At 34.3% G+C, this 10,440-nt stretch carries 9 protein-coding genes and 1 pseudogene; all 10 read left to right on the top strand.

Going from position 1 to position 10,440, the window contains the following annotated elements; all coding sequences use genetic code 11:
• Window positions 1-1,509: PEGA domain-containing protein (locus tag AB1349_10935; GenBank protein ID MEW6557850.1), on the top strand; the 1,509-nt coding region annotated here is incomplete at its 5' end.
• Between the two features lie 30 nt (window positions 1,510-1,539).
• Window positions 1,540-1,995 (top strand): FlgD immunoglobulin-like domain containing protein, encoded by a 456-nt coding sequence (locus AB1349_10930; GenBank protein MEW6557849.1) that lies wholly within the window; start codon window positions 1,540-1,542, stop codon window positions 1,993-1,995.
• Between the two features lie 3 nt (window positions 1,996-1,998).
• Window positions 1,999-3,030 carry a hypothetical protein gene (locus AB1349_10925; protein MEW6557848.1) on the top strand — a complete coding sequence of 344 codons (1,032 nt, stop codon included), beginning with the start codon at window positions 1,999-2,001 and terminating at the stop codon, window positions 3,028-3,030.
• A 20-nt stretch (window positions 3,031-3,050) separates the two neighbouring features.
• Window positions 3,051-3,695: a hypothetical protein gene (locus AB1349_10920; GenBank protein MEW6557847.1), complete on the top strand. Its 645-nt coding sequence runs from the start codon at window positions 3,051-3,053 to the stop codon at window positions 3,693-3,695.
• Window positions 3,696-3,706: 11 nt separating this feature from the next.
• Window positions 3,707-3,976, top strand: a pseudogene (locus AB1349_10915) (FHA domain-containing protein).
• 98 nt (window positions 3,977-4,074) lie between these two features.
• A complete protein-coding gene (locus tag AB1349_10910) occupies window positions 4,075-5,976 on the top strand; it encodes an FG-GAP-like repeat-containing protein (protein MEW6557846.1) in 1,902 nt (633 codons plus the stop codon).
• 14 nt (window positions 5,977-5,990) lie between these two features.
• Complete coding sequence (locus AB1349_10905; protein ID MEW6557845.1) at window positions 5,991-7,352, top strand: Stp1/IreP family PP2C-type Ser/Thr phosphatase; 1,362 nt, start codon at window positions 5,991-5,993, stop codon at window positions 7,350-7,352.
• Window positions 7,353-7,366: 14 nt separating this feature from the next.
• On the top strand, window positions 7,367-7,735 hold the full coding sequence (locus AB1349_10900) for a response regulator (protein MEW6557844.1): 369 nt from the start codon (window positions 7,367-7,369) through the stop codon (window positions 7,733-7,735).
• 9 nt (window positions 7,736-7,744) lie between these two features.
• Window positions 7,745-8,095 carry a response regulator gene (locus AB1349_10895; protein ID MEW6557843.1) on the top strand — a complete coding sequence of 117 codons (351 nt, stop codon included), beginning with the start codon at window positions 7,745-7,747 and terminating at the stop codon, window positions 8,093-8,095.
• Window positions 8,096-8,175: 80 nt separating this feature from the next.
• Window positions 8,176-9,786, top strand: coding sequence for an adenylate/guanylate cyclase domain-containing protein (locus AB1349_10890; GenBank protein MEW6557842.1), 1,611 nt, complete (start codon window positions 8,176-8,178; stop codon window positions 9,784-9,786).
• The last annotated feature ends 654 nt before the right edge of the window (window positions 9,787-10,440 follow it).

Here is a 10,440-nt window from a genome sequence, read left to right as displayed (position 1 = left end):
GACTTAACTATTCATAGGAATTGTTCAGGTTTCTTGTGCATCCCTGTTTTACAGGGTTATTCCATTTTTGTCAATGAACAATATGTTTCAACATTTATTAGCAAAAATTTGCCAAACTACAGTAAATCTGATATAGGCGCAAGATTAGAGAAAAAACTTATACAGGGTAATTATACATTTACTTTAGAAAAAGATGGATATAAAAAAATAACTAAATCAATTTATATAGCAGGTACAAGTAGTAAAGAAATAAGAACATTGCTGTTCCCGTTTAATGTTGATTTAATAATTAATTCCGTTCCACAAGGTGCTGAAGTTTATATTGATGGGAAACTGATACCTATGAAGACCCAGGTACTTTGTTCCATTGATATGGGTAAACATTATGTTCGGATTACAAAAGAAGGTTTTGAGGATTTAGGTAATGATAAAGAAATGCAGGTTTTAGGACAATGCAACTTGGATTTTAGTCAAGATACACAAAATATAGATAAGCGATACTGGGAATTTCAAGAATCAAAAGAAGCACAGACAAAAACTTATTCTCTCACTGGTAACTTCTGGAAAAATGTAACAATTAAGTCAAGACCAGAAAGAGCGAGTATCTATATTGACGGTAAATCTACACCATGGGGTGTAACTCCGGTTAAAAATCAACCTCTCCTTGCTGGCGAACATTCAATTGAGTTAAAAAAACCAGGTTTTGTATCATATACTGATACGCTTAATATTACTGGTGAAACTGATATTGATATTTGTCCTGTTTTAAAGAAAGAACTATTTTTTAATGCATATGAAAAAAATAACCCAGGAAGCGATATCGGTGCTCTTGTAACCATTCAAGGAACTGAAATAAAGAATAAAAAGACACCTTTCAAAGAATCTTTACCATTAGGTATTTATAAGATTACATTTGAAAACCCTCCAATGTATAAAACAATTAAACAAAAAGAATATGATGTTGAAACGCAGGTAAATATTGTTGGTACTCTTGAATTACAAGACCCATTTGTTGATATTAAAGTTCTAGATGAAAACAAAAAAATAATTACTGATGCTAATATCTGGTTGAATGATGTATGGAAATCCGATGTAGAAACTACAGAAGAATGGAAGGGTCATTGGAGAAAATACCTAAAACCTGATAATTATGTAATTTGTGTAAATACTGCTGAAAAAAAGTATAAAACTTGGGTAAAAGAAGTATCTTTAAAACCCGGCGACAGGGTTTATTTTGAAGCTATCTTATTGCCTGCTGATGATGGAATACTTATTGTTGATATAAAGCCTTATTATGACGCGGATGTATTTTTTGATGGTAAATCTAAAGGGAAAACATCATGTAAAATAACTGGGATTCCGCAGGGCAAACACTCGGTAAAAATAGAACATTCAAATTTTGATGTTTTAGAAGAAGAAATTGAATTTACTAAACCAGGCGAACAAATTATCTTAAAACTTAAAGAAAGAAACGACGGGTCCGTATCTATAATTCAACAAAAAAAATGAAAAAGAATTGGAAAAAAGGAAACAAATAAAATGGTAATGGTAAAAATAATAATTGTTGTTGGATTATTGTTTGGTTTAAGTAGAAATTCTGTATCAGAAGTAATTATTTTCCGCAACGAATCTCCATCTTCTTGGGATAGTAAAAATAATAATAAAATAGATGAAAACGAGATTGTTGACCTTGTTCCTTACCCTTGTCCATTTGACCCCTCAAAAGAGTCAATAAAAATCCGATATGTTCTTGATAACATAGCAGAAAAAGTTTCTATAAACATCTATGATATGAGTGGAAGATTGGTTAAAACAATTGTTCATAACCAACAAAAGGCCGCCGGTATGCATGAAGAAGATACTTGGGATGGAACTAACTACGCAGGCGAAAAACTTGCAAATGGTATATATTTCTGCGAAATCATTGCTAAAGAGTTTAAAATTGATGGTGGTCAAGAGAGAAGATATACCGCATTGGCAATTTTTGGCAAATAGAAAATGAAGTCTAAAAAACTATATTTTCATTTTTTACTTTTTACTTTTTACTTTTTACTTTCTACTTGTCTTTATGCTGGAACGAACCCTGCAGCGTTCTTAAATATTGGTGTTGGTGCACGTGCATTAGGTATGGGTGGTGCATTTGTTTCAGTCGCTGATGACGCTACTGCAGGTTATTGGAATCCTGCTGGGTTAAGTAAACTCAAAACAGTTTCTATGGGTTCAATGATGCAAAGTTTAGCCAATTCTGAGTGGAACTTACAAGAAATTAGCCCGACATATCAATTTCTTAGTTTAGTTGTCCCTTTGAATAGAATTAGAATACTAAAAAAAGGTGGAACATTCAGTGTCAGTTGGATTAATACAACACTGGATAATATTCCTCACACATATCTTGACACCTCAAATCATATAGTTAGAAATACATTTGAAGATAGAGAAAATGCTTATTATCTTTCATATGGACAATCCTTAATCTCAGAAGAACTGTTAGTCGGCGGTTCTTTGAAGTATATAACTCAGAATTTTACCCAAATCAAAGGTGCCTCTGCTTCTGGTTGGGATGCTGAGGCGGGCTTGATTTATTCTATCGGTAAAAAGACCGATATTGGAATGGTTATTCAAAGTGGTGTTTATCTAAAATGGGCAAACGGCCGAAAAGACCATGGACCGTTAAAAGCAAAAACAGGTATTTCACACACTTTTACAGTTAACGAATATATTTCAGTATTAGTAGCCAATGATTTTCAGCAGGCACAGAAAGAGCCGTTACAGGATTTATTAGGCGCCGAGATTAATTACAATCTAAATACCACGGTTCTGTCTTCAATAAAATTGCGGGGTGGAATAAATGGGATAGATATTGAAAATAGATTTGGAAATATTCATCAACTGAATGACCATATTGATTGGACATCGGGGCTCGGTTTAGATATTCATGTTTTGAGATACAGTATACAATTAGACTATGCACTGTGTTCTTATCAGTTAGGGCTTAAGCATATGTTTTCTGTTATTCTAAATTTTGATTAGAATCTCGCGAGGAGATTGTTATGCGAAAAAAACTAAAAGTAATAATTACAGGATTGATTATTTACCAGTGGATAGTGAGTTCATTCATTTATGCTCAAGAGTTTACCGATGTTGAACTGCCAACGCAGAAAGCTGCTGTTGAATTTAATAATCGTGGTATATTGAAAAATTTTATTTACAAATATGGAAAAAAAACATTCCGTCCACTCGGTACAGTTAGCAGAGAAGAATTACTTTTAACACTGTACGAATATGACGCCACTGTTCGTTGGTTAAAAAAAGAAAATGAAGATTTGAAAAAAGAAATTGCCAGTTTGAAAACACCAACCACTCGGAAACCTGCTGGTCCGTCTGCGGCTGCGGAATTATCCAAAGATGAAATCATTAACGAGGCAGTTCGAGAAAGTGTGAAACGGGCTCTTGTGCTAATACTTAATTCTAAAGAAATTACAACAATGAAAAATGATATTGACAATATTAAATCAGGAACACCAAGAACACCGCCTTCTTCTGATGTAGCAGTTAAAAAACCTGAAAAGCCTATAGAAAACTTAGAAGAAAGTGGAAAAACAGCACCATCTTCTGACAATAAAACAAAAAATGCTATGCTGACCAAGTTAAGTATTGGTTTAACTGCCGTTGCCGTTTTATTCATGGCAAGATAATCTGGAAGAATATGCCTAAATTAGTATTGAAAAACAAATCAGAAGTCCTTTTAGAATATATCATTGAAAAGGATAATGTTACAGTTGGCAGAGTTGTTGGTAATGATATTGTCATTATTGATAAATCTATTTCTGATGAACATTGTGAAATAAAAAAAGAAAATGGGAAATATGTTATTAGGGATTTAAAGACATCTTTTGGCACAACTGTAAATGGCGAAAAAATTACCAAACGAGAATTAAATTTTAATGACGAGATAGGTTTAGGCGAACATACTTTGGTATTTCGTGCTACCGCCAAAGAAACACCCGACGAGAAAAAAACAACAACTATCCAAACAGGCAGCACTGCTGTATTTGATACTCGTGGTGAGATACATTGCTTATTAGGTATCCAGGCAAGTATGAAGGCAAAAAGTACGAACTTAATTTTAGAGAGACAAAAATCGGCAGGGACTCTGAGTTTAACGAAATTATTCTTTCTGACGACCCTGCTACTTCTCGTCGGCATGCCAGCATTGTTTATTCGGGTGGGCAGTATATTCTTACAGACAAACGAAGCAGAAATCGCACTTTTGTTAATCGGAGAATGGTTAAGGAAACGGATTCATTACCATTAACACCTAAAGATGAAATTCTTGTAGGACGTAATATATTTAGATTTGTAAAAGAAACTGATGAAGATTATTCTCCACCTAAAAAAGAAGGTATATTTTGGGTTCGGTTCAAATCCAGATTTTTCAATATAGTATCAATTTTACTAATTCTTACGGGTATTTTTTCAGTATATTATGGTGTCTCTGGAATTTTTATTATAAATAACAAGCCGACAAATCCTGTTGTGCAAAGTTTACCTTGGAAACCACAAATAGAGTTAATAAGTGCTGCTCTGTCTGAAGAAAAATACGATATTACACCTTCTCCAGCCATTGGAGATATAAATAATGATGGGATCAATGATATAGTTCTTCCTACGAAAGATGGCAAAGTTTATGCTTTAGATGGTATTTCAGGAAAAACATTATGGCAACCACAACCAATAGGACAAACTTTGTTTTCTTCACCTGCATTGGTTGATATGAATAAAGATAAAGCACTGGATATTGTTGTTGGCTCAAACGATTCACGACTTTATATTATCAACGGGTTGGATGGAAAGTTTGCATTTGAAAGCGATATATTAGGTGGTAACCTTACCACTTCGCCTGTTGTTTATGACTTAAATAAAGATGGAGTGCTGGATGTGGTTATTAATTCCGAAGAAGGTACAGTTCATTTTATTTATTCACCTATTATCAATCCTCAAATTTTTTCAGTAAAAATTCCAGGCGAAATTAAATCTTCACCTGCAGTTTTATCTTCGTCTGGTGAAATACCAAAAGTTGTAATCGCTAATTCCGAAGGCAAAGTTTATCTTTTAGATGGGCAAACACAAAAACTACAGGAACTAAATACAAATGAAATGATAAATATGCGGTTAGGACTACGAGAACGGAAGCCAACTATTCCTATATCCGCTACACCAGCCATACAAGATTTGGACAACAATGGAGTGTCTGATATAGTTATTGTGACAAATGACCAGCATATAGCATGTATAAACGGCAAATCATTAGAATTAATGTGGGCGCAATGTCTTGATATTGAACGCTATCCAATTTCAGAACCCGGACATTATTCCTCACCTGTTTTGACAGATATCACAGGAAATGGTTCTAAAGATGTTGTGGTATGTTTGGCAAATGGTAAGGTATTTGGTATCAACGGTGCCAATGGTGAAATTTTATGGACATATGATACCGGCGAAAAAAATAGAATAATTTCTTCGCCAGCATTGGTTGACTTAGATAAAAATGGTTTCTATGAAATAATTGTTGGTGGCGAAGATGGTTTTATATATGGTTTAGATCCATTTGTAAATACATCAAAACGGTTAATTATGAAAGAGCGAATAAAACTCCAACCTATCGCTTCTTCACCTCTAATTGGTGATATAAATAAAGACGGCTATTTAGATATTGTATTTAGTTATAACGACAATGAATTAAATGCTTTTACTACAAATACCAGATGTTTTTCAAACCAAATTATCTGGCCAATATTTTGTGGAAATTTATCTCGGACTGGAGAGACACCGAAAGAAATTAATGACAGAAATTTTCAAGTCTCAGGTGGTAGCGGGTTGATAGTTATACTCGGCGTTATTTCTATCCGAGTTATAGTCAAAAAGAAAAAACTTCGTAAAAGACCACCAATTATTATTGGTTCAACAAAAAGATAAATTAGGTGTGACTTATGAATATAAAAGCAAATTCGGGAACTGATGTCGGTAAAGTGCGTAAATTAAATGAAGATAGTTTCGGGATAGATGAAGAAATGAACCTTTATTTTGTGTGTGATGGTATGGGCGGTCACGCTGCTGGTGATTTTGCGAGTCAGACAGGTGTCAAGACCCTCATTGATTGTCTAAAATCAGAAGATATTAGACGAGAGTTGTGTCCAATACATACAGGAATTAGTAAAACAGTGCCGGATAAAGCTGCAAGATTAGTTACCGCGATCCAACTTGTTAATCGTCGGTTATTCAATTTTACAGTAGAATATCCCAAATTACGAGGCATGGGTACAACAGTCGCTTCTATTTTGTTTGATAACAATCTTGCATATATTGGTCATGTAGGTGACAGTCGTGTTTATAGAATACGGAATAATAAAATTGAGCGACTGACAGCAGACCATTCTTGGGTAAATGAATTGCTACAGGATGGTGAAATAACCGAGGCAGAAGTAAAAGATTTTAAACAGAAAAATGTCATTACTCGTGCGTTAGGAACACGGCCCTCAGTTAAAGTGGACTTAAGAATAGAACAAGTTCAAAATAATGATTATTATATTCTTTGTTCTGATGGGCTTTGTGGTTTTGTTGATGATAGCCGAATTAAAGATATTGTTCTTGCGTTTAAAGATAATCTACAAACGGTCTGTAATATTCTTATTCAATCAGCAAATGACGCTGATGGCCAAGATAATATTACTGTAATAGCAATAAATGTTTCTGATGTCTCAAACCCTGTAGATATAAAAGTAGCGGTGTCGCAAATGAGTAACCCATTGACAATTTCTGACGAAGATGAAAATATTCTTAACAAAGAAGATGAGTTGCTGAAAAGAATGTATGTCAAAGAAAAACTTGTCGCACTAAAAGATGCAGCTGTAGCAAGAAAAGAGATGTGGCGAAACCCTCTTTATATAAGCGTTGCGGGATTAGTTTTTGTTTCCCTTATTGTTTTAGGTGTAAAACAACCTTGGAAAAAAAAGGATATTCCTTCACCGGTACCTGTAGTTGCTCCCGAAAGATTGCTTTCTATTACAATAAATGCAAAAGCTTATATTACGAAAGAATTAGAAGGTGGCGAAGTTACAATAGTAGAAGAATTGAAAGGTGTCGAAGTTACAATAGATGAAATCCAACAGTCCAAGTATACTCCTAATGCTATTTTTACTGACTTAAAACCTGGGACATATCACTATCATCTCAAAAAAGATGGTTATATCTGGCTTAATTCACTTAACAAGAAGAAACTAATTGAAACAAAGATGTTAACAGATAAAGATATATCTGTTACAGAATATTTAGAAAAATTGAAGATGCAGTGAACCTGTAAAATAATATGCAAAAAAAAATTTTAATAGTAGAAGATGACCCACCGATATTGGAATTCCTTGCTTTCTGGTTGACAAAGCAAGATTATGAAATTTCTACCGCTGAAGATGGGTTATCCGCACTTGAAAAAATAAAGACAGACAAACCCGATTTAATCCTGCTTGATGTTATGCTGCCTCAGATGGATGGGTTTGAGGTTTGTAAGAAAATTAGAGCAGATGAAAATACAAAAAATATACCTGTTATATTTGTTACCTGTAAGGATGCCATTGAAGATATTGAAAAAGGATTTAATGTGGGCGGTAATGATTATGTAACAAAACCAATAGATAATAATCACCTTCTGGGTAGAATAAAAAAAATTCTTGCTGAATGAGAGGTAAAAATGTTACCAGAGAAAAAACTTAAAATTTTAGTCATAGATGACGAACCGGCAACATTAGAACTGTTTATATTTGGATTAAAACAAAACGGATACGATGTGGTTACTGCTAATAATGGTAAAAATGGAATAACAAAAGCGGTTCAAGAAAAACCAGACCTTATTTTTTTAGATATAATAATGCCTGAAATGGATGGTTTTACAGTTTGTGAAGACCTTAAAAAAGATAACCAGACAAAAAATATCCCTGTTGTGTTGTTTACTGCTAAATCTGGCACGATAGATGTAGAAAAAGGATTTAAAATAGGCGCTGCAGATTGTATAATTAAACCACCGAAATGGATGAATTATTGATACGAATCAAAAAACTTCTCAACATAAAAACCGAAAAGCACACCTTGTTTTAACCTGCCATAGGAAAATAAGGAGAAAATATGGTAATACTTAAGGGGATAGCGGGTGCCTGTAAGGATAAACAGTATGAACTTGGAAATAAAAAAATGACTCTTGGCAGAGGCAGAGAAAATTCTGTTATTCTGGAGGACTATGTTGTTTCAAGAAATCATGCAAAATTAGAGCAGTTGGAAGGGAAGGTAGTCATTACTGATACGGGGTCAAGAAACGGAACTTTTGTTAATGATGAAAGGGTAAAGGAAAGGGTCTTAAAAAACAACGACAGGATTAAAATAGGCGAATCGGTCTTTTTGATTAATATAACTGAAGAGGAAGAAAAAGAGGAGGAAACAATTTCAAGTTTTACTGTGGTTAAACCGATAGAGCTGTTTAAGGAAGATGTATCTATCACAGAGTCAGGAATAAAAGAAATAAAAAATGTTTTCAGGATGATAGAAGAAAAATCATATACACAGGAAGAATTTTCTCATGCCTATAAAAATCTGTTTGTGGTATGGCAGGTTGCAAAGGCACTTGGAAAGTCAATTAAAACAGAGATGTTTCTTGAGATGATTATAGACCTTGTCTTTGAAGTTCTTGATGTTAAAAGGGGTTCCATTTCGCTTATTGACGAGACCACAGGTGACTTAGTGCCCAAAGTGATAAAGGTTTCTGATAGTTTGGAAGGTTCCGGTTTTGTTAAGTCAATAAGTAAAACAATTACCCGGAAGGTTATTGATGAAAAGGTTGCTGTCATTACAACCGATGCCACACAGGACGCCCGTTTCAGGCAGGGAGAGAGTATTATTTTGCAGAATATTCGTTCAGCTATGTGTGTTCCTTTATGGTCAGGCAAAAAAATAACAGGTATAATTTATGTTGATAATTACGAAAAACCCGATATTTTTAATGAAAGTGATTTAAATATGCTTTCTGCACTTTCTAACCAGGCGGCGGTTGCTATTGAAAATCTGAAGTTAAATGAAAAAATAAACGAAGAGGAAATATACAGAAGACATCTTCAGAGATACATCTCACCAAGGTTAGTTGAAGAAATAATTGGTGGCAAGAAAATTCCAACCCTTGGAGGGACAAAAACCAAAGCTACTGTCCTGTTTACTGATATTAGGAATTTTACTACATTATCAGAAGGACTTGACACGGATGATATTCTGGCATTACTGAACAAACATTTTTCTGCGATGACTGATATTCTTTTTAAGTATGATGGGACCCTTGATAAATATATCGGGGACGGGCTGATGGCGGTATTCGGTGTGCCATTTTGCAAGGAAGACGATGCTTTAAGGGCGGTTAAATGTGCTATTGAAATGCAGAATACGATAATAAGGACAAACGAAATTGCCAGGGAAAGGGGGGAAATAATTATCGGTGTTGGTATAGGAATAAATACGGGCGAGGTTACGGCGGGAAATATGGGGAGTCCTGAGCGTATGGAATATACGGTTATAGGCGATACCGTAAACACATCATCAAGAATTGTTTCCCGTGCTGCTTCCGGACAGATTTTGATAAATGAAACAACATACAGGGAAGTAAAGGACTTAATTGATGCGGATTTGGTTGGAAACATAGAAGTGAAAGGGAAAAGAAAACCGTTGTCATTATATTTGGTTAAAGGGATAAAATGATATTCAAAAAATTTGACAGGACAGAAAACAAGAGCGGGATTGATATTACAAATTAGCAAAATGATACTTTTAGACACCACAAGAGAAAACATTACAGAAATGTCTTGCAAATCATACTATGGTATTGACAACTATCTGATTTCCTGTTTAACTGGTATTGTGACTATAACGCCATATACAGTTGAAATTAGGGGCAAGTAAGATTGGGCAGTACTATTTGAGAAATTTCTCAAAATCCACCGATGTTATGTTGTATTATAATGTTTAGCGGATTTTTTTTCTTGACTTTGTTAAAAATTTTTAGTAAAATTTTCTCAAATTGGGTAGGTGGCGGAGTGGCTAATCGCACCAGACTGTAAATCTGGCGGTTTTTACTCGGTAAATAACTTATTTTGGTATTATTTTGGTATTACAAACTAAAATCTAATTTATTTACGGCATCCTTAAGATGCCTTTTTGTTAGGTGGGCATAAATCATCGTGGTCGTGATGCTGGAGTGCCCTAGGAGTTCTTTTATTGTCAGCAAGTCGACCTGAGAAACGGCTATAAATTTATATTTTACCGATAATAAAATGCTCTTGACACAACCGTATAAAAATGATACACTTATGACAAATGCCAAAAGGCATACAAAAAATAAATTTTATATTCGGG

The sequence above is a fragment of the Elusimicrobiota bacterium genome (assembly GCA_040757695.1).
In the GTDB taxonomy this organism is placed as follows: Bacteria; Elusimicrobiota; UBA8919; order UBA8919; family UBA8919; genus JBFLWK01.
This window is presented reverse-complemented; position numbering and strand designations above follow the sequence as displayed.